At 59.9% G+C, this 18,341-nt stretch carries 18 protein-coding genes and 1 pseudogene; 13 read left to right on the top strand and 6 right to left on the bottom strand.

Going from position 1 to position 18,341, the window contains the following annotated elements; translation table 11 throughout:
- The first annotated feature begins 138 nt into the window (after positions 1–138).
- Positions 139–1,827, top strand: a complete 1,689-nt coding sequence (gene fadD2 / locus AC1RBR_RS20535; protein WP_492566346.1) for a long-chain-fatty-acid--CoA ligase FadD2 — start codon at positions 139–141, stop codon at positions 1,825–1,827.
- 362 nt (positions 1,828–2,189) lie between these two features.
- A complete protein-coding gene (gene fadD1, locus AC1RBR_RS20530) occupies positions 2,190–3,887 on the top strand; it encodes a long-chain-fatty-acid--CoA ligase FadD1 (protein WP_166496482.1) in 1,698 nt (565 codons plus the stop codon).
- Between the two features lie 164 nt (positions 3,888–4,051).
- Here fadD1 and AC1RBR_RS20525 read toward each other — a convergent pair whose 3' ends face one another.
- A complete protein-coding gene (locus AC1RBR_RS20525; RefSeq protein WP_007969330.1) occupies positions 4,052–4,429 on the bottom strand; it encodes a hypothetical protein in 378 nt (125 codons plus the stop codon).
- 196 nt (positions 4,430–4,625) lie between these two features.
- Here AC1RBR_RS20525 and AC1RBR_RS20520 point away from each other — a divergent pair, with 196 nt between their 5' ends.
- The 3 genes from AC1RBR_RS20520 to def all read left to right on the top strand — a co-directional run bounded on the left by AC1RBR_RS20520 (position 4,626) and on the right by def (position 6,473).
- The gene (locus AC1RBR_RS20520; protein WP_414868301.1) at positions 4,626–4,817 is read left to right on the top strand and encodes a CsbD family protein; all 192 of its coding nucleotides are present in this window, start codon (positions 4,626–4,628) and stop codon (positions 4,815–4,817) included.
- A gap of 163 nt (positions 4,818–4,980) precedes the next feature.
- Entirely contained in the window at positions 4,981–5,937 is a 957-nt protein-coding gene (locus tag AC1RBR_RS20515) for a YihY/virulence factor BrkB family protein (RefSeq protein WP_095137067.1), read from the top strand.
- Positions 5,934–6,473 (top strand): peptide deformylase, encoded by a 540-nt coding sequence (gene def, locus AC1RBR_RS20510; RefSeq protein ID WP_003227403.1) that lies wholly within the window; start codon positions 5,934–5,936, stop codon positions 6,471–6,473. The genes AC1RBR_RS20515 and def overlap by 4 nt, the downstream gene beginning before the upstream one ends.
- A gap of 128 nt (positions 6,474–6,601) precedes the next feature.
- Here the strand turns inward: def and AC1RBR_RS20505 are convergent, their stop codons facing one another.
- Positions 6,602–7,021, bottom strand: coding sequence for a GNAT family N-acetyltransferase (locus tag AC1RBR_RS20505; RefSeq protein WP_492566344.1), 420 nt, complete (start codon positions 7,019–7,021; stop codon positions 6,602–6,604).
- Positions 7,022–7,345: 324 nt separating this feature from the next.
- Here AC1RBR_RS20505 and AC1RBR_RS20500 point away from each other — a divergent pair, with 324 nt between their 5' ends.
- The 4 genes from AC1RBR_RS20500 (at position 7,346) to AC1RBR_RS20485 (ending at position 10,955) form a co-directional block, all read left to right on the top strand.
- Entirely contained in the window at positions 7,346–8,287 is a 942-nt protein-coding gene (locus AC1RBR_RS20500) for a fatty acid desaturase (protein WP_492566342.1), read from the top strand.
- Positions 8,288–8,430: 143 nt separating this feature from the next.
- A complete protein-coding gene (locus AC1RBR_RS20495; RefSeq protein WP_492566340.1) occupies positions 8,431–9,222 on the top strand; it encodes a phosphate/phosphite/phosphonate ABC transporter substrate-binding protein in 792 nt (263 codons plus the stop codon).
- Positions 9,223–9,417: 195 nt separating this feature from the next.
- A complete protein-coding gene (locus tag AC1RBR_RS20490; RefSeq protein WP_492566338.1) occupies positions 9,418–9,945 on the top strand; it encodes a sigma-70 family RNA polymerase sigma factor in 528 nt (175 codons plus the stop codon).
- Positions 9,942–10,955 (top strand): ABC transporter substrate-binding protein, encoded by a 1,014-nt coding sequence (locus AC1RBR_RS20485; RefSeq protein ID WP_182402137.1) that lies wholly within the window; start codon positions 9,942–9,944, stop codon positions 10,953–10,955. The genes AC1RBR_RS20490 and AC1RBR_RS20485 overlap by 4 nt, the downstream gene beginning before the upstream one ends.
- A 125-nt stretch (positions 10,956–11,080) precedes the next feature.
- On the opposite strand, the gene gstA is transcribed toward AC1RBR_RS20485, so the two are convergent.
- Positions 11,081–11,674, bottom strand: coding sequence for a glutathione transferase GstA (gene gstA / locus AC1RBR_RS20480; RefSeq protein ID WP_492566336.1), 594 nt, complete (start codon positions 11,672–11,674; stop codon positions 11,081–11,083).
- Between the two features lie 99 nt (positions 11,675–11,773).
- Between gstA and AC1RBR_RS20475 the strand changes: the two genes are divergently transcribed.
- From AC1RBR_RS20475 to AC1RBR_RS20465, 3 genes and pseudogenes are all read left to right on the top strand, one after another.
- Positions 11,774–12,664 carry a LysR family transcriptional regulator gene (locus AC1RBR_RS20475; protein WP_253151382.1) on the top strand — a complete coding sequence of 297 codons (891 nt, stop codon included), beginning with the start codon at positions 11,774–11,776 and terminating at the stop codon, positions 12,662–12,664.
- Between the two features lie 409 nt (positions 12,665–13,073).
- Positions 13,074–13,850, top strand: a pseudogene (locus tag AC1RBR_RS20470) (PAS domain-containing protein); the annotation flags it as partial.
- 3 nt (positions 13,851–13,853) lie between these two features.
- Complete coding sequence (locus AC1RBR_RS20465; RefSeq protein ID WP_256214240.1) at positions 13,854–14,393, top strand: methyl-accepting chemotaxis protein; 540 nt, start codon at positions 13,854–13,856, stop codon at positions 14,391–14,393.
- Between the two features lie 126 nt (positions 14,394–14,519).
- Here AC1RBR_RS20465 and AC1RBR_RS20460 read toward each other — a convergent pair whose 3' ends face one another.
- The 3 genes from AC1RBR_RS20460 to AC1RBR_RS20450 form a co-directional block, all read right to left on the bottom strand.
- Complete coding sequence (locus tag AC1RBR_RS20460; RefSeq protein ID WP_492567263.1) at positions 14,520–15,077, bottom strand: hypothetical protein; 558 nt, start codon at positions 15,075–15,077, stop codon at positions 14,520–14,522.
- A gap of 156 nt (positions 15,078–15,233) precedes the next feature.
- Positions 15,234–16,658 carry an MFS transporter gene (locus AC1RBR_RS20455; protein WP_492566334.1) on the bottom strand — a complete coding sequence of 475 codons (1,425 nt, stop codon included), beginning with the start codon at positions 16,656–16,658 and terminating at the stop codon, positions 15,234–15,236.
- A gap of 125 nt (positions 16,659–16,783) precedes the next feature.
- A complete protein-coding gene (locus AC1RBR_RS20450) occupies positions 16,784–17,224 on the bottom strand; it encodes a PACE efflux transporter (RefSeq protein WP_492566332.1) in 441 nt (146 codons plus the stop codon).
- A gap of 121 nt (positions 17,225–17,345) precedes the next feature.
- On the opposite strand from AC1RBR_RS20450, the gene AC1RBR_RS20445 reads away from it, so the two are divergent.
- Positions 17,346–18,218, top strand: a complete 873-nt coding sequence (locus AC1RBR_RS20445) for a LysR family transcriptional regulator (RefSeq protein ID WP_166496491.1) — start codon at positions 17,346–17,348, stop codon at positions 18,216–18,218.
- Positions 18,219–18,341: the final 123 nt, after the last annotated feature.

Genomic DNA, 18,341 nt, shown 5'->3' with positions numbered 1-18,341 from the left:
GCATCGTCCATATTTGCCTCAATGGCCATAACTGCTAGTGTCCGTGAAGCTCCGCTTTTTGCTTTGTGCCCTCAGGGATCAGCGCGAAACCACAGAAAAGCGGCTCCCGGATCGATTCAGGTAAAGAGGACAAGAACAATGCAACCTGATTTCTGGAATGACAAACGCCCCGCCGGCGTACCACTGGACATCGACATGGGCGAGTTCAAGTCGGTGATCGAGGTGTTTGAGCGTTCCTGCAAGAAATTCGCCGACCGGCCGGCCTTCAGCAATATGGGCGTGACCCTGACCTACGCGGAACTCGAGCGCTACAGCGCGGCGTTCGCCGGTTACCTGCAAGCCCACACCGATCTGGTGCCGGGGGATCGCATCGCGGTGCAGATGCCCAACGTGCTGCAATATCCGATTGCCGTGTTCGGCGCCTTGCGCGCCGGGCTGATCGTGGTCAACACCAACCCGCTGTACACCGCGCGCGAGATGCGCCACCAGTTCAAGGACTCCGGCGCCCGCGCGCTGGTGTACCTGAACATGTTCGGGCAGAAGGTTCAGGAAGTGCTGCCGGACACTGACATCCAATACCTGATCGAAGCGAAGATGGGCGACATGCTGCCCACCGCCAAGGGCTGGCTGGTCAACACCGTGGTCAGCAAAGTGAAGAAAATGGTCCCGGCGTATTCGCTGCCGCAGGCGATCTCGTTCAAGAGTGCGCTGCGCCTGGGTCGTGGTCTGGGGATCAAGCCGCTGAAAGTCGGTCTCGACGACATCGCCGTGTTGCAATACACCGGCGGCACCACCGGCCTGGCCAAGGGCGCGATGCTGACCCACGGCAACCTCGTGGCGAACATGCAGCAGGTGCGTGCGTGTCTTGCGCAGTTGGGGCCGGACGGTCAGCCACTGCTGCGCGAGGGGCAGGAGGTGATGGTGGCGCCGCTGCCGCTGTACCACATCTATGCCTTCACCGCGAACTGCATGTGCATGATGGTTTCCGGCAACCACAACGTGCTGATCACCAATCCGCGGGACATCGCAGGCTTCATCAAAGAGCTGAAGAACTGGCGCTTCTCGGCGTTGCTCGGCCTGAATACGTTGTTCGTCGCGCTGATGGATCACCCGGACTTCAAGACCCTGGATTTCTCCAGCCTCAAGCTGACCAACTCCGGCGGTACTGCACTGGTCAAGGCTACCGCCGAGCGCTGGGAGCAGATCACCGGTTGCCGCATCACCGAAGGTTACGGTCTCACCGAAACTTCACCGGTGGCCTGCACCAACCCGTATGGCGACAAGTCGCGTCTGGGCACGGTCGGTCTGCCGGTGCCGGGTACGCTGCTGAAAGTCATTGATGATGAGGGTGTCGAGCAGCCGATGGGCGAGCGCGGCGAGTTGTGCATCAAGGGCCCACAGATCATGAAAGGCTACTGGCACAAACCCGAAGCCACCGCCGAAGTGCTGGATGCCGAGGGCTGGTTCAAGTCCGGTGATATCGCGGTGATCGACCCGGACGGTTTCGTGCGCATCGTCGATCGCAAGAAGGACATGATCATCGTCTCCGGCTTCAACGTGTACCCCAACGAGATCGAGGACGTGGTGATGGCTCACCCGAAAGTCGCCAACTGCGCGGTGATCGGTGTGCCGGACGAACGTTCGGGCGAGGCGGTGAAGCTGTTTGTGGTGGCGCGGGAAACCGGGGTCAGCCTCGAAGAGCTCAAGGCGTACTGCAAAGAGAATTTCACCGCTTACAAGGTGCCGAAACACATTGTGCTGCGTGAGTCGTTGCCGATGACGCCGGTCGGGAAGATTCTGCGGCGGGAGTTGCGCGATATCGCCTGATCGTTGAATGGCCGCGCGTTGCGCGGATCGCGGGCAAGCCACGCTCCCACAGGGATGTCCATCAACCTTGTGGGAGCGGGCTTGCCCGCGATGCTTTTGGGGGGGTGAAGGCCCGCAAAACCGGGGCTTTCAGGGATGTATAGGATTTTTGCTCTAAAATGACTGTTAGAAAGTCTTGAGTCATTAAAGTGACCATGGAGGCCGCTTTTGGCTCTAGTCGGCCCTCGGCAAAGCTGCTACTCTCGGCGCGCTTTGTGACTTCTCGGCCTGTAGAAAAGCCAGATTCACCAATACAAAACACACACCAATAATAATCGCATCAAATGCGGTGAAGAATTCGCGTTGCTGAGGAGTGGGCTTCCATGATCGAAGACTTTTGGAAGGATAAATACCCGGCTGGAATTGCTGCCGACATCAATCCAGACGAGTACCCGAATATTCAGGCAGTGTTGAAGCAATCCTGCCAACGCTTCGCCAACAAGCCGGCTTTCAGCAACCTGGGCAAGACAATCACCTACGGTGAACTGTACGAATTGTCCGGTGCGTTTGCCGCGTATCTGCAACAGCATACCGACTTGCAGCCCGGTGATCGAATCGCCGTGCAACTGCCCAACGTTCTGCAGTACCCGGTCGCCGTCTTCGGTGCGATTCGCGCCGGGCTGATCGTGGTCAACACCAACCCGCTGTACACCGCGCGGGAAATGGAACACCAATTCAACGACTCCGGCGCCAAAGCGCTTGTCTGCCTGGCCAACATGGCGCACCTGGCTGAAGCCGTGGTGCCGAAAACCGGGGTCAAACACGTCATCGTCACCGAAGTCGCCGACCTCCTACCACCGGTCAAACGCCTGCTGATCAACAGCGTGATCAAGTACGTGAAGAAGATGGTGCCGGCCTATCACCTGCCTAAAGCCGTCAAGTTCAACGACGTGCTGAGCAAGGGCCAGGGCCAGCCTGTGGCCGAAGCCAATCCGCACAGCAGCGATGTCGCGGTGTTGCAGTACACCGGCGGCACCACCGGCGTGGCCAAAGGCGCGATGCTCACCCATCGCAACCTCGTCGCCAACATGCTGCAGTGCAAGGCGCTGATGGGCTCCAACCTCAATGAAGGTTGCGAGATCCTGATCACGCCGCTGCCGCTGTACCACATTTATGCGTTCACCTTTCATTGCATGGCGATGATGTTGATCGGCAACCACAACATCCTGATCAGCAACCCGCGCGACCTGCCGGCGATGGTCAAGGAACTGTCGAAGTGGAAGTTCAGCGGTTTCGTCGGCCTCAACACGCTGTTCGTCGCGCTGTGCAACAACGAAGGTTTCCGCAAGCTGGACTTCTCCAACCTGAAAGTCACTCTGTCCGGCGGCATGGCCCTGCAACTGGCCGCGGCCGAGCGCTGGAAAGCGGTGACCGGTTGCTCGATCTGCGAAGGTTACGGCATGACCGAAACGAGCCCGGTGGCCACGGTCAACCCGATCCAGAACATCCAGATCGGCACCATCGGTATTCCGGTGCCGTCGACCCTGTGCAAAGTCATCGACGATGCCGGTGTCGAGCAGCCTATGGGCGAAATCGGCGAGCTGTGCGTCAAGGGCCCGCAAGTGATGAAGGGCTACTGGCAGCGTCAGGACGCCACCGACGAGATCCTCGACAGCGAAGGCTGGCTGAAGACCGGTGACATCGCACTGATCCAGCCCGATGGCTACATGCGCATCGTCGATCGCAAGAAAGACATGATCCTGGTCTCCGGTTTCAACGTTTACCCGAACGAACTGGAAGACGTGCTGGCGACCCTGCCGGGCGTGTTGCAGTGCGCGGCCATCGGCGTGCCGGACGAGAAGTCGGGCGAGGCGATCAAGATTTTTATCGTCGTCAAACCGGGCGTGACCCTGACCAAGGAAACCGTGATGGACCACATGCGCGCCAACGTCACCGGTTACAAGGTGCCGCGTTCGGTGGAGTTCCGCGATGCGCTGCCGACCACCAACGTCGGCAAGATCCTGCGCCGTGAGTTGCGTGATGAAGAGCTGAAGAAGATCAAGGCCAAGTCCGCCGCCTGAAGCAAAAAGCCCCGCAGATGCGGGGCTTTTTGTTGGAGTAGGTGGTGGATCTGTAGTGACTGTTATGCCGCCTTCGCGAGCAAGCCCGCTCCCACATTCAACCGCGTTCCTCCAGTTGGAATACAGTCAAATGTGGGAGCGGGCTTGCTCGCGAAGCTTTTCGGTTACTGGCGGAACGGCGCGAAATTCACGTTGGTCCCCGCCGGGCGCATGTCCTGCAGGTACGAATCCTTGTCCGCACTCAATTCCAGGCTCAACGCCGCCTTGCGCTTGCCTTCGTTGCGAATCACCAGCCCTTCGAGCTTTTCCCGCAGGAACACCGTCGGCACTTTCAGGTGCAACAGTTCGTCGGTGGCCGGGGTGTGCATCAGCAGGTGAATCCACTCGTATTGCCCGACGGCCAGGCGCGTCACCGGCAGGTCGAACCACCAGATGTTGCGGTTGCGGTTCAGTTCGGCGAAGTGGCAGTTGTTGGTGCCGAGCACAGCGCCGCCCAGTTCCTGGTTGCGACGGGCAATGGCCTGCTTTTTATCGAGTTTCATAACATTCCTGCGGGATCTGATCGTTGGCGCACCGCGCCCATAGCTGCGCATTCTCGGGGCTTGCGGGGCAAACATAAAGCCCAACCTGCATTGCACGACGAAATGAACGGCAAAAATAAATGAAACTCGTGGCAAACCCGGCCAGTCAATCAATACGTACTGACTTTTCCCCTTCAATGCACCAAGGAGAAACACCATGAGTAGCACTGGCGATAAAGTAAAAGGCATGGCCAACGAAGCGGTCGGCAACGTCAAGCAAGGCGTCGGTAAAGCAACCGACAACAGCAAGCTGCAGGCCGAAGGCAAGGTTCAAGAGAAAAAAGGCGAAGCTCAACAAGCAGTGGGCAAAGCCAAAGACGCCGTCAAGAAAGGTGTCGACAAGGCGTAATCGGGCCTTGAACGAAATACACGAGCGGCCATCCAAGGATGGCCGTTTTTGTGTCAAAACCCGACAGCCATCCACGAAGGTCGCCAAGTAGGCTACCGTGATGTAGAAAACGGCCCCTGAGTCGCCACGACTTCAACCTGTAATGCGGCGAAAGGAGACGCGAATGATTTTTCCAGACATGAAAGGTCTGCCACTGCACCGGGTGATGGTGCGCACGGTCACTGAATTCGTCGACGACGAGATGTCGACCTATGCCTCGGCGCTGGCCTACCAGATGCTGTTCTCGCTGTTCCCGTTCATTCTGTTTTTGATCGCCCTGATCGGTTTCCTGCACCTGCCGGACTTCTTCAGCTGGCTGCGCCTGCAGTCGGAACTGGTGCTGCCACCGCAGGCGCTGGAACAGGTCAACCCGGTGATCGACCAGTTGCAACAGTCCAAGGGCGGTTTGCTTTCGGTCGGTATCGTCATCGCCCTGTACACCGCGTCTGCCGGCGTGCGGCTGATGATGAGCGCGATGAACGCCGCTTACGACGTAGTCGAGGGTCGGCCGATCTGGAAGCGCTTCCCGCTGTCGGTGTTCTACACCATCGGCATCGCCGGCATGTTGCTGGTGGCGGCCGCACTGATGGTGCTCGGGCCGCAGGTGATGGGCTGGATTGCCGCGCAAGTGGGCCTGGAAGACTTCATCGTCACCGTGTGGACGATTGCGCGCTGGCCGGTGATCGTGATCCTGATGATGGTCGCGGTGGCACTGATCTACTACGTGATGCCCGACGTCAAACAGGAATTCCGTTTCATCACCCCCGGCTCGGTGCTGGCCGTGGTGGTGTGGATCATCGCCTCGCTGGGCTTTGCGTTCTACGTCAAAACCTTCGCCAACTACAACGCGATGTATGGCAGCATCGGGGCGATCATCGTGCTGTTGCTGTATTTCTACATTTCCTCGGCGGTACTGCTGCTTGGCGCGGAGATGAATGCGGTGATCGAACACATGTCCAGCGAGGGCAAGGACGAGGGCGAGAAAGTCCCCGGCGAACTCGATGAACATCCCAAACAACATGTCTCGGGCCTGGGGCGCGACCACTCGCTCAAGCCGGACACTGACGAAGCCCGACCATGATTCGTGAAATCCTCAAAATGGGCGACGAACGCCTGCTGCGCATCGCCCCACCGGTGCCGCCGGAAATGTTCGACAGCCCCGAGCTGTGGCAACTGATCGATGACATGTTCCAGACCATGGAAAGTGTCGGTGGCGTCGGCTTGGCCGCGCCGCAGATCGGCGTCGACCTGCAACTGGTGATCTTCGGTTTCGAGCACAGCGAACGCTACCCGGACGCCGAAGCGGTGCCGCAGACGATCCTGATTAATCCGCTGATCACGCCGCTGAGTCCGCTGACCGAAGAGGGATTCGAAGGCTGCCTGTCGGTGCCCGGCCTGCGCGGTGCGGTGGATCGTTATCAGCAGATTCGCTACGAAGGCTTTGATCCCAAGGGCGAGCCGATCGTGCGCGTGGCGTCAGGCTTTCATGCGCGGGTGGTGCAGCATGAGTGCGATCATCTGATCGGCCGCTTGTATCCGTCGCGGATTACCGACTTCAGCAAATTCGGCTTTACCGAAGTGATGTTCCCGGATCTCGATCCCACAGCTGACGACTGATCCTGAGAACACCTCTATCCCAATGTGGGAGCGGGCTTGCTCGCGAAGGCGTCGTATCAGTCAATTGATGCAGCGACTGACAAGACGCCTTCGCGAGCAAGCCCGCTCCCACAAGGGTATCTGTGATCTTAGATTGAATGCGGTGTCAGCCCCATCGCAATCATCGGCTTGCTCCGCGCATACCGGCTCAACCGTTCGGCCAGCGCATAGGGCAGGGCAGGGTCGAAACTGAAGCCACGCCGCTCATAAAAACCGCGCAAATCCGGATGGCAGAACAGCCACACCGGCTCCTGCAGATCCTTCACTGCCGTCGCGATCAACTGCGCGGCGATCCCTTGCTCACGGCAACCCGGATCGACAAACAACCCGGTCAACCAATACCCGCCCGCCACCGGCCGCAGGCACAGGGCGGCGATGATGTCCTCGCGACGGGCCACCCACAACTGCGCATCGCGCACCGCCTTCATTGACGATTGGTGGCGGCGGTAAAACTTGTTCATCAACGGCCACAAAGGCTCGTCGAGCAGGCTGTACTGGGTATCGGGCATGGGATCGGACTGGCGGCGGGCAAAGCGCCGATTATAAAAGAACGGGCGATGCTGGATAGGTGTATACCTGAGCCTACATCCCTGTGAGTGGAGTACGCATCATGTCCAAAGGTATGGATTCAAAGAAAGCCGCGAAGAAGAAACCGGCCAAGACCGCGATTGAAAAACGTGCAGAGAAGAAGGCCAAGAAAGTCGATATCTTCGGTCATTGATCACGTCCTTCGGGAGCCCGTCCCCCGGGCTCCCGTTTCAGCGCAAAAATAAACTGCAAGATTGCTCGGCTTCGTTGCACAGAAGGGGAAGATTCCCGTTCCGAGCCACGCCATGCCGAATTACTTCGACGCCGACCATCGCCAGCAGATCGAAACCCTGCGCCAGCGCTTCACCGCCCGCACCGAATGGCCGACATGGCTGCTACTGATCGGCGTGTATGGCGGCTGGTTCGCGATCATCATCAACAGTCAGTGGCTCGGTCGCGGCTTGAGCACATTGCTGCTGATTCCGCTGCTGGTGCTGTGGCTGTCGGTGCAGCATGAATTGCTGCATGGGCATCCGACCCGCTCGGTGCTTTTCAACAAAATCCTCGGTTATGCACCCTTTGCGGTGTGGTACCCGTACACGCTCTACCGAGACAGCCATCTGTTGCATCACCGCGATGAACACCTGACCGTGCCCGGCATCGATCCGGAAAGCCGTTATCTGACGGCGGTGCGTTGGCAGGGCAGTTCTTTGTTCGAACGCAGCCTGCACTGGCTGAACAAAACCGTGGTCGGGCGTTTTGCGATTGGTGCGCCGCTGGGACTACTGTCGTTGGCCGCGGAAGAACTGCAACGCCTGAAAAACCGCGAGCGTCAGGCCTGGCTGATGTGGCTGACCCACGGTGCGTTCAGCGTGTTGATGCTGTGGTTTATCGCGCGCTTCAGCGTGCTGCCGGTCTGGCATTACCTGCTGCTGATCAGTGTGCCGGCACTGTCGATCGCGATGATCCGCTCCTACTATGAACACCGCCCGCACGCTCAACCGGAGCAGCGCACCGTGCTCAACGAGGCCGGTTGGCCGTGGCGCTGGCTGTTTCTGAATCTGAATTTTCATCTGGTGCATCACGACCTGCCGGGGCTGGCGTGGTACGACTTGCCAGCGGCCTACCGGATGCGCCGCGAGCAATGGGTAGAGCGCAGTGGCGGATTTTTGGTGCAGGGTTATGGGCAGTTGTGGCGGCAGCACGGTTTGAAGCCGATCGACAGTCCGCAACATCCTTACCACTAACCTCAAAAACACCACAAAACCCTTGTAGGAGTGAGCCTGCTCGCGATAGCGGTGTGTCAATCAACGAAAAAGGTTACTGACACACCGCTATCGCGAGCAGGCGAAGGCCTACAGTGGAAATCTGTTGTCCGGGAATAACGTGTATGACCCAACACCATCTCGAACTGCTGATGTACACCGCCCCCGAGCCCATTCGCGCGGCCAACGAACGCTGGATCGCCCGCATTCTCGAACACCTCGGCCATTCCCGCCTCAACGCCGCAAGCCTGTCGCTCCCCGAGCTTTGGTTGTCGCCGGATCTGCTGCTGACCCAGACCTGCGGGTATCCGCTGATGACCCTGCTGCGCGGTCAAGTACGCATCGTCGGTTGCCCGCGCTACGAATTGCCCGACGCCAGCGCCGGCAATCACTGCAGCCTGATCCTCAGCCGCGCCGACGATGCGCGCAAAACCCTGGCGGACTTTCGCGGCAGTCGCGGGGTGATCAATAGCGAAGATTCCAACAGCGGCATGAACCTGTTGCGCCAGCGCCTGGCGCCGTTGCATCGCGACGGGCAGTTCTTCGCCACGCTCGGCATCAGTGGGGCGCACCGCGAAAGCCTGCGCTGGCTGCGTGAAGAGCGCGCCGATCTGGCGGCCATTGACAGCGTGACCTATGCCTACCTCGCTCAGCATGCGCCTGAGGAAGTCAGTGGATTGCGGGTGGTGGCGCGCAGTGCGTTCAGCCCGACCTTGCCTTTTATCACCGTCGCTACTGCCACGGACGAGCAGATAGAACAGTTGCGCCGGGTGATGAATCGGGCGTTGCGTGAGCTGCCTGATGTGGCGCAGATCCTCGGCTTGCCTGAAGTTTTGCCCGCCAGCGAAAGCGATTATCAGATCGTGCTCGAATATCAGCGTGAGGCTGAAGAGTTAGGCTACGGCCGCTTGCGCTAAAAGATCGCAGCCTTCGGCAGCTCCTACAGGTTGAACGCATTTCAAAGTAGGAGCTGCCGAAGGCTGCGATCTTTTGCTTATATATCCAAAAGAAATATAAAAATGAAATATAGATATTATTAATGCATAAGGCGCCTTGCTACGATCGCGCCACCGGATCACCGGACATTCAGCGACCCTTATTCAGGAGCCCTTATGTCCGGCGCCGATACCGTTTACCACAATCATCTCGACGTGCTGTTCCGCGCTCACTACCGCTGGCTGTGCACTTACCTGCGTCGACATCTGTACGACGCCGCAGGCGCGGAAGACATCGCTGCCGAAACCTTCGCGCGATTGCTGCAGGCACCCAGTGTCACGGCGATACGCGAACCGCGCGCCATGCTCACCACGATTGCCCAACGCCTGCTTTATCAGCTTTGGCGCCGGGCGGATCTGGAGCGCCGGCATGCGCAGCAGGTCGACGTCGATGCTGTCACTTCGCCTGAAGACCTCGCACAACAGAGCCAGACCCTCAAACGCCTCGATCACAGCCTGCAACGTTTGCCCGGCAAAGTCCGCTCGACCTTCCTGCTGGCGCGGATCGATGGCCTGACCTACCCGCAAATCGCCGCCGAACTGGGCATCTCCCAGCGTTCGGTCAGCGTCTACATGAGTCGTTCCCAGGCCCTGTGCGACCGCCACAGCGCCAACCAAATCCTGACAGACAAGAGGTCCGCATGAGATCGATCAAAACCCTGCTCGGCCGTTCGTTGCTGGCGCTGAGCCTGAGCGTCGGCGCTGTTTCGGCGGCGGAGAAAACCGCGCCGATCCACTTCGGTGACATCACCTGGGAAAGCGGCAGTTTCATCACCGAAGTGCTGCGCCTGATCGTCGAGAAAGGTTACGGCTACCCGACCGACACGCTGCCGGGCAGCACCGTCAGCCTCGAAGCGGCGCTGGCGAAAAACGATATTCAGGTGATCGGCGAGGAATGGGCAGGGCGCAGTCCGGCGTGGGTCAAGGCTGCCAATGAAGGTAAGGTCTTCGGCTTGGGCGACACGGTCAAGGGCGCGACCGAGGGTTGGTGGGTGCCGGAATACGTGATCAAGGGCGACCCCGAGCGCGGGATCAAACCATTGGCACCGGAGCTGAAATCGGTGGCCGACCTGCCGCGCTACAAGGACGTATTCCGCGACCCGGAAGACCCGCGCCGTGGACGCTTCCTAAACAGCCCGACCGGCTGGACCTCGGAGATCGTCAACAGCCAGAAGCTCAAGGCCTATGCGCTGACCGACAGCTACGTCAACTTCCGCACCGGCTCCGGCGCGGCGCTGGATGCCGAGGTGGCGTCGTCGATCAAACGCGGCAAACCGGTGCTGTTCTACTACTGGTCGCCGACGCCGCTGCTCGGGCGCTTCAAACTGGTGAAGCTCGAAGAGCCACCGTTCGATGCCGAAGCCTGGAAGACTCTGGCCGATGCCAATAACCCGAATCCCAAGGGCACCCGCTCGATGCCGGCCAGCCTGGCGATAGGCGTGTCGGCGCCGTTCAAGGCGCAATACCCCGAGCTGGTATCGTTCTTCGAGAAAGTCGATTTGCCGATTGATCTGCTGAACCAGACGCTGGCCGGAATGAGCGAAAAGCGCCAGCCACCGCGACAGGTCGCCGAAGCGTTTTTGCGTGATCAGCCGCAGGTGTGGCAGGCGTGGGTGCCGGGGGAGGTGGCGAGCAAGGTGACGGCGGGGCTTTGAGTTTCTGCCGGTTGATCTGCATTGTTTGAACGGACGCCTTCGCGAGCAAGCCCGCTCCCACAGGGGGATCGTGCACGCCACAAATCCAGTGTGGGAGCGGGCTTGCTCGCGAATGATCTAAAGACTTACGCCGCTTCCGCGGCCAACGCCGCCATCACGGTCGGCCGCTGCTCGACCCGCGCCTGAAACCGCGCCAGCGCCGGCCACTGCGCCAGCTCGATCCCGAACAATCGGGCCCAGCGCAACACCACAAACAACAACGCATCCGCCACGCTGAAGCCGTTCGGCAACAGATAATCCTGCTGCTCCAGCACCGCGACCAATACCGCAAAACGCTTGAACAACTTCTCCTTGATCACCTCGGCCGGCAGACGCTCATCGAACAGCGCACCAAGCCCGCCGTGGATCTCGCTCGAAATGAAATTCAACCACTCCTGCAAACGCAGCCGTTCAAAGCTGCCGGGCGCTGGCGCCAGTCCCGATTGTGGTTGCAGATCCGCCAGATATTGCAGGATCACCGGGCCCTCGGTCAGCACCGCGCCGTCGTCCAGTTGCAGGGCCGCGACGTAGCCCTTGGGATTGATTGCGAGAAAGTCTTCGCCGCTGGCCGTGCGCTTGCTGCGGTTGTCGACGCGGATCAGCACGAAGGGCAGCTTCAGTTCGCGCAACACAATGTGCGGCGCCAGTGAACAGGCTTGCGGGGCGTAATACAGCTTCATCGGCAGCTCTCTGGTGAGGATTTGGCGCCAGTGTCATAGTGCGCCGCACCCTCGGTAAAATTAATCTTTCAGATAGCAGCCATAAGGACAGCTACTGCCATGATGAACCTGATGCATTGGCGGCTGGTGGTCGCCGTGGCCGATCACGGCAACATAACCCGCGCGGCCGAAAGGGTCGGCATGACCCAGTCCGGCGCGAGCCAGGCCCTGGCGCTGATGGAAGAAACCCTTGGCGTGCAGCTATTCAGCCGCGAAAGCCGACAGACCTTGCCCACCGCTATCGGCCTGCCGGTGATCGAACAGGCGCGGCTGATGCTCGGCGCGCTGCAAACCATTCGCCAGACCGTCGACAGCGTGCGCCCGATGCTGCGCGGGACGATCCGCCTGGCGAGTTTTCCCATGGTGCTGGCGAGTTTTCTGCCACCGCTGCTGCGCCAGTTCAATCGCTTGTACCCGGGGATCGAAGTGGTGGCGCTGGAGGTCAGCGATGACGAGGTGGAAACCCTGCTCGCGGCCGGGCTGGTGGATGTCGGCGTGGTGCTCAACCCGGCACCCGAACGCAACGCCGGGCCATTGGGTCGCGACGCATGGGTGGCGGTCGTTCCCGCAGGGCATCCGCTGGCGCTGCGTGGAATCGAGCAAGGCGTAAGCCTGCAGGAACTGACGGCGCTGCCTTTTGTGTTGGCCACCGGCGGATGCTCGACCAACGCCCGCAGCCTCGCCGCCGAGGCCGGGTTGCAGTTGCAGGATGTGCGGGTCGAGGTGCGCGAATGGAGCAGCGCCTTCACTCTGGTGCGGGAAAACCTCGGCGTGACCCTGGTGCCGGAAATGACCTTGCCGGCCGAGCGTCAGGGCTTGCGCGTGATTGCCTTGCAGCCACGTATCGAACGAGTGTTTTCGCTGGTGCTGCCTGCGGGGCAGACGCCGTCAGCGGCGGTGCAGGCGTTGCTGGATCTGGTGGCGGAGACGGCAGTCGCGACGGCTCGCTGAACCGTTTCTTGTGCAAAAAGTGCCAGATACTGGCCGACTAGTGGCCTTGCGCACGGCAGGGCGCTGGCTATGCTGTGCTGTAACTAACTATGTCGACCGTCATCTGTTAGCCGTGATTTCAACGCTGCCAGAGTGCGCAACCCAAGGCACCGGACACTGAACCAACAAGGAGCGGGGTTTTACATGGAAGTTCTTCTGCACGTTAGGGCTGGCCCGTCGCCGGGCTATCAAGAGAAGGATGTCTTGATGAGAGCGTCGCTGCATGGACCCTCGGATTAAACATCATTTATCACCTGACAACTTCCTCCTGTGGAGGAATGCGTGTGCCTGTTCTGTGGAACGTAGTGGTGGATGCTGAAAGACCTGAACTTTCATCTAATCAAAAGAACGCGCGGAAGGTGATACAACCATGTTCAACCTACATCACAAGGCTGACCTGCGGGAAATCGAGCGTTTCAGCTGCGCCTTGACCGAAGCCAACGCCAAGCTCGAAGCGATCAGCCGTTCGATGGCGATGATCGAATTTACCCCCGAAGGCATTGTTCTGGATGCCAACGAAAACTTCTGCAAGACCATGGGTTACAGCGCCGAGGAAGTGCGTGGCAAACATCACCGGGTGTTTTGCGAAGAAGCGTTTTACCGCAGCGAGGAGTACGCCAGATTGTGGCGCGACCTGGCCCGGGGTGAGCCGATCAGCGGCACCTTTTTGCGCCTGAACAAGTCCGGCAAGGAGATCTGGCTGGAAGCCAGTTACATGCCGGTGTACGGCGCGGACAAACAAGTCAAAAGTGTCATCAAAGTCGCGTCGGACATTACCGCCCGGGTCAACAAAGAGCACGAAGAAGAGAGCATGCTCGCGGCGATCAGCCGTTCGATGGCGGTGATCGAGTTCACCCCGGACGGCAACGTGATTACCGCCAACGACAACTTTCTGAAAACCATGCAGTACTCGCTCAACGAAATCGTTGGCCATCACCACAGCATGTTCTGTCATCGTTCCGAATCCGAATCGGCGCAGTACAAGGCGTTCTGGGCGTCGCTCAATCGCGGCGAATATCACTCGCACCGTTTCGAGCGCAAGAACAAGTCCGGGCAGATGGTTTACCTCGAAGCTTCGTACAACCCGCTGTTCGACACCAAGGGTCGTTTGTACAAGGTGGTGAAGTTCGCCAGTGACATCACCAACCAGATGACCACGCTGCAGAACGCCGCGGAATCGGCCCACAGCACCTCGGTACAGAACGACGCCTGCGCGCAGAAAGGCTCACAAGTCGTGCAACAAACCGTACAGATCATTCAGGACATTTCCCGCGACCTCAACGAAGCGGCGCTGAGCATCGATGCGGTGAGCAAACAGTCGGACATCATCGGCACCATCGTCCAGACCATTCGCGGCATCGCCGATCAGACCAACCTGCTGGCGCTCAACGCCGCCATCGAAGCGGCCCGGGCCGGTGAACACGGACGCGGTTTTGCGGTGGTGGCGGACGAGGTGCGCAGTCTTGCGGCGCGTACCAGTCAGGCGACCCTGGAGATTGTCGAAGTGGTGCGCAAAAACCATGACCTGTCGCTGAGTGCGGTGTCGAGCATGCAGTCGAGCCTGAGCCGCACCGGGCTGGGTGTGGAACTGGCGAACGAGGCGGGGGAGGTGATCCTGGAGATTCAGCAAGGATCACGGCATGTGGTGGATGCGATCGGGCAGTTCAATGCGACGTTGCAACTAAACTGACACCCATCAACAACTGTAGGAGTGAGCCTGCTCGCGATTGCGGTGCGTCAGTCACTGGATAAGCAACTGATGTATCGCTATCGCGAGCAGGCTCACTCCTACATTGGTTTCCAAGCAACTTTCAGATCAAAGCGCCGCGAGAAACTTGTCCGCCAGTTTGTCGCTGTCCTTGACGTCATTGGCGTTGTCTTTTTCCGCTTGCGCCAGCTTCATCTTGTCCTGCAGACGCTCGGCGATCTCTTTGCCGATGGCCAGTTGTTTCTCTGGCGGCATGTTCTGGATGTCTTCCTCGGTAATACCCATGCTTTTGAGGATGCTGTCACGCAGACGCTGTTCCGGCGACTTGCTCATGTAGTCCTTGAACTCGTCGGTGGCCGACGTGCCAGCGGGCTTGGAACTGGAGGCATCAGTGGTTTGCAGGCCGACGCGAGTCTTGGCGAAGGCTTCGTCGACGTTATCGCTGATGCGCGTGGCGGCGGCCACTTGCTGGGTGGCGATCTGCGTGGCCGAATCTTCGACCCTGGAGGTCGCATCGGTGGCTTGCGACTGAGCCTGGTTCTGCAGCGATTGCAGCATGGCGCCGTGCAGGCCGCTTTGCAGACCGGCAGCGGCGGTCGTGGTTGCGTCATCCGCCAGCCGCTTGGGCAGGTGGATGAGCTGCTGCTGTTTGGCACTGACCAACATCATGATGGAGACCTTTGGATAATTGCTGACGGGCGTATCCGAGCAATTAGCGTGCCTTTGAAGAAAGTTATTTTATTTCAATGCGTTACTGCTATGGCATGTACAAAAAAGCGGTCATCCCTTGCCGTCAGGCGGCAGAGGATGACCGTATGGCCCTCAGCGATGGGCAATGTTTTCCAGCGCCAGGTTGCGCGTACGCGGGCCGAACCAGCCGATGGTCAGCATCACGATCAGCATGCTGCTGACGATGAACGCCAGCACTCCGGGCGTGCCGAAGTTGTCGAGAAACAGCCCGATCAGCAGGCTGCTGAATACCGTCGACAAGCGGCTGAACGAATAGCAGAAACCCACCGCCCGCGCACGGATGTTGGTCGGGAACAGTTCGCTCTGGTACGAGTGATAACTGAAGCTCAGCCAGGCATTGCAGAAGGTGATCATCACCCCGCAGAAGATCAGGCCGAAGGCGCTGGTCTGTAAGGCGAACAAAGTGCCGAAGGTCATGGCGCCGAGGGCCGAGCCGACGATCTGCCATTTGTTCTCGAAACGGTTGGCGAACTTCACGAACAACAACGGCCCGAGCGGGTAGGCGAGGGTGATGATGAACGCGTACATCAGGCTGTGGGTGACGCTCACACCCTGGCCGGACAGCAACGCCGGCAGCCAGTTGCCGAAACCGAAGAAACCGATCGCCTGGAACACGTGAAACACGATCAGCATCAACGCGCGACGCCGGTACGGCGGCTGCCAGATATCGGCGAAGCGGCCCTTGCCCTCGACATCGACGGCCACCGCTTCCGGAGCGTCCAGCGGTTGGCGATGATCCTTCTCGCAGCGCGCCTCGATGTCGTCGAGAATCCTGTTCGCTTCATCGAACCGCCCGTGCTGCGCCAGCCAGCGGGGCGACTCCGGCAGTCGCTTGCGCAGCCACCAGATGAACAGTGCAAACACCGCGCTCGCCAGCACCACCCAACGCCAGCCCGACACACCGAACGGCGCCTGCGGTACCAGCCACCACGACATCAACGCCACCGCCGGCACCGAGAGAAACTGCACGAAAAAGGCGAAGGCAAACGCCGAACTGCGCATGCGTTTGGGCACGAGTTCCGAGAGGTAGGCGTCGATGGTCACCAGCTCGATACCGAGGCCGATACCCACCAGAAAGCGCATGCAGATGATGCCCAGCGCCGAGCTTTGGATGCCCATCAGCACCGTGGCCACGGTGTACCAGACCAGCGCAAAGGTGAAGATCGCGCGCCGGCCGAAACGATCGGCCAACGGACTGAGCAGGCTGGCGCCGAGGAACAGGCCAAGGAAGGTCGCCGACGCGAACGCCGCCTGATCGGAGAAACCGAACACGCCCTGATTGCCGGTGGCGAAGATCCCGTCACGGATCAGCCCCGGACTGATGTAGGCGGTCTGGAACAAATCGTAGAGTTCGAAGAAACCGCCAATCGACAGCAGCGCCACCAGCCGCCAGATGGTGGCGACGGCGGGCAGGCGGTCGATGCGGGCAGAAATCTGGGCAGCGCGTATCGGGTCGATGCCGTCGCTTTGCGCGGCGGCGGGGGCGTGAGCAGTCATCGGCGGATCCATTTTTTATTGATGGAAAAGCTTAGCCTGCTATCGGAGTTCACGGATTGTGAATTTCGGCGGTTAGCCCCGGGGAACCGCCGATTTTTTGCAATAACTGCTTACCAATTAACGATTTATGCCGCTGCGGTCGAATCGGGCAGCGCCGACGCCGGCAAGCCGAAAATGCGATCAAACAGCCAGTTGAAGGCGAACGTGTAGCACGGGATGAAGATGATCAGCGCCAGATCCAGCAGGAATGCCTGCACCAGACTGATGTTCATCCACCAGGCGATCAGCGGGATCAGGAACACGATCAGTGTCAGCTGAAAACCGACTGCATGAGCGATGCGCCGTTTGACCGTGCGGGTGCGCGATTTCTGGCGACTTTCCCATTGCTCGAACAGCGAGGTGTAGATGAAATTCCAGGTCACGGCGATGGTGGTGATGATCACTGCCAGCGGGCCGGTGCTGCCGGGCGAGGTGCCGGACAACAGCGCCAGGCCGAGGGCGGAGAAGGTCATGCCGATCACTTCGTAGAGCGACACGTAGACCAGTTTGCGTTTGACGCCTTGCATGGAGATTTGCCTCTTTCTTGCAACGGGTTGGCCAGCGGGACTGGCGAAGGCGGCAAAAGATAGCTTCAATAGGCGTGACAGAAAAAGTCAGTAGCTTTCAGTTTTGGTGATAGGTGGTGTTTTGAATTTCAACAGCGACAGCATCGAACTGTTTCTCGCGGTGATCGAACGTGGCTCGTTTTCCGCTGCTGCCCGCGCTTTGGGACGGGTGCCGTCGGCGGTGAGCATGGCTATCGGCAATCTGGAGGCGGAGCTTGGCTATGCCTTGTTCGACCGCAGCCACCGCGAACCGCAGCCGACGGCGATGGCACTGTCACTGGTGCCCCACGCGCGGCTGATTGCCGAGCAGCTCAAGCAACTGCAGGTGCACGCGGTGGAGTTGTCGCTGGGGCTGGAGAGCAAGTTGTCGATTGGCGTGGTCGCCGACATCGACCGCCGCCGCTTGCTCGCCGCGATCAAGGTGATTGCCGAGCGTCATCCGCTGCTCGACATCGAAGTGCTGACCGCGCCGCAGGACGATGTGCTGGCGATGCTGCACAGTGGCCGCGTCAGCGTGTGCCTGGCGTTCGCCGGGTTGAGCATGAACGTGCTGGAGCGTTTTCAGTTTGTCGGCAGCGAACGGATGATCGCCACGCTGGCGGCGGACAGTCCGTTGTTGCAGGGGCAGGATCTGTTTCTCGAAGACCTGGTGCATGTGCGGCAGATCGTCGTCGCCAGTCGCGACCTGGAAATCAGCGAAACCCGGCCGCTGGTGGCCGAGTCGCACTGGCGCACCGACACCCTGGAAGCGGCGCTGGAGATGGTCGAGGCAGGTTTGGGCTGGGGCAATTTCCCGCTATCGGTGGTGCAGCCGTGGCTGGACAGCGGACGACTGAAGCGACTGAATTTCCGCAACATCGAAAACGGCCTGGTACTGCCGGTGCATGCGGTGTGGCTCAAGAGCCAGCCGCTGCAAAAGGGCGCGTCGGCTCTCGTCGACCTGCTCAGCCACTGAACCCGACACAGATCTCCTGTGGGAGCGGGCTTGCTCGCGAAGGCGGTGTGTCAGAAAAGTATGTGCTGACTGATCCACCGCTTTCGCGAGCAAGCCCGCTCCCACAGGATTTTGCAGTGTGCA

The sequence above is a fragment of the Pseudomonas sp. GW823-FHT01D03 genome (genome assembly GCF_058798255.1).
Note: the sequence above shows the minus strand (reverse complement) of the source record. Positions and strands in the feature narration are given on the sequence as shown.

What these genes read in the sequence shown, in the direction of transcription:
- AC1RBR_RS20475 (WP_253151382.1), top strand. Translation starts at nt 11,774, where the DNA reads ATGATGAACCTGATGCATTGGCGGCTGGTGGTCGCCGTGGCCGATCAC.
- AC1RBR_RS20450 (WP_492566332.1), bottom strand. Translation starts at nt 17,224, where the DNA reads ATGCAAGGCGTCAAACGCAAACTGGTCTACGTGTCGCTCTACGAAGTG.
- AC1RBR_RS20505 (WP_492566344.1), bottom strand. Translation starts at nt 7,021, where the DNA reads ATGCCCGATACCCAGTACAGCCTGCTCGACGAGCCTTTGTGGCCGTTG.
- fadD2 (WP_492566346.1), top strand. Translation starts at nt 139, where the DNA reads ATGCAACCTGATTTCTGGAATGACAAACGCCCCGCCGGCGTACCACTG.
- fadD1 (WP_166496482.1), top strand. Translation starts at nt 2,190, where the DNA reads ATGATCGAAGACTTTTGGAAGGATAAATACCCGGCTGGAATTGCTGCC.
- AC1RBR_RS20525 (WP_007969330.1), bottom strand. Translation starts at nt 4,429, where the DNA reads ATGAAACTCGATAAAAAGCAGGCCATTGCCCGTCGCAACCAGGAACTG.
- AC1RBR_RS20485 (WP_182402137.1), top strand. Translation starts at nt 9,942, where the DNA reads ATGAGATCGATCAAAACCCTGCTCGGCCGTTCGTTGCTGGCGCTGAGC.
- AC1RBR_RS20490 (WP_492566338.1), top strand. Translation starts at nt 9,418, where the DNA reads ATGTCCGGCGCCGATACCGTTTACCACAATCATCTCGACGTGCTGTTC.
- AC1RBR_RS20515 (WP_095137067.1), top strand. Translation starts at nt 4,981, where the DNA reads ATGATTTTTCCAGACATGAAAGGTCTGCCACTGCACCGGGTGATGGTG.
- AC1RBR_RS20500 (WP_492566342.1), top strand. Translation starts at nt 7,346, where the DNA reads ATGCCGAATTACTTCGACGCCGACCATCGCCAGCAGATCGAAACCCTG.
- AC1RBR_RS20455 (WP_492566334.1), bottom strand. Translation starts at nt 16,658, where the DNA reads ATGACTGCTCACGCCCCCGCCGCCGCGCAAAGCGACGGCATCGACCCG.
- AC1RBR_RS20520 (WP_414868301.1), top strand. Translation starts at nt 4,626, where the DNA reads ATGAGTAGCACTGGCGATAAAGTAAAAGGCATGGCCAACGAAGCGGTC.
- AC1RBR_RS20465 (WP_256214240.1), top strand. Translation starts at nt 13,854, where the DNA reads ATGACCACGCTGCAGAACGCCGCGGAATCGGCCCACAGCACCTCGGTA.
- AC1RBR_RS20460 (WP_492567263.1), bottom strand. Translation starts at nt 15,077, where the DNA reads ATGTTGGTCAGTGCCAAACAGCAGCAGCTCATCCACCTGCCCAAGCGG.
- def (WP_003227403.1), top strand. Translation starts at nt 5,934, where the DNA reads ATGATTCGTGAAATCCTCAAAATGGGCGACGAACGCCTGCTGCGCATC.
- gstA (WP_492566336.1), bottom strand. Translation starts at nt 11,674, where the DNA reads ATGAAGCTGTATTACGCCCCGCAAGCCTGTTCACTGGCGCCGCACATT.
- AC1RBR_RS20495 (WP_492566340.1), top strand. Translation starts at nt 8,431, where the DNA reads ATGACCCAACACCATCTCGAACTGCTGATGTACACCGCCCCCGAGCCC.